This window comes from Pseudomonas sp. PS02302, assembly GCF_029959585.1.
GTDB classification, from domain to species: domain Bacteria; phylum Pseudomonadota; class Gammaproteobacteria; order Pseudomonadales; family Pseudomonadaceae; genus Chryseomonas; species Chryseomonas aestiva.
The window spans coordinates 1-257 of record NZ_JASCON010000197.1; the positions used below are offsets into that span (position 1 = coordinate 1).

Below are 257 nucleotides of genomic sequence, written 5' to 3' on the forward strand. Positions count from 1 at the left end.
ACGATGATCGCTCGCACGCCCAACTCGCGGGCCGCCAGGGACAGGCCCTGGGCATGGTTGCCGGCGCTGGCGGTGATCACCCCACGGGCCTTCTCGCTGGCCGAGAGACTGGCCAGCTTGGTATAGGCGCCGCGGATCTTGAAGGAAAACACCGGCTGCAGGTCTTCGCGCTTGAGCAGCACCTGGCAGCCCAGCCGCTCGGACAGCGCCCGCGCCGGTTGCAGGGGCGTTTCGATCGCCACGTCGTAGACGGGGGC

At 69.3% G+C, this 257-nt stretch carries 1 protein-coding gene; it reads right to left on the minus strand.

Annotated elements, in window-relative coordinates; translation table 11 throughout:
* The coding region (locus QMX82_RS25760; protein ID WP_282288819.1) for a pyridoxal-phosphate dependent enzyme at positions 1–257 on the minus strand (257 nt) is incomplete at both ends.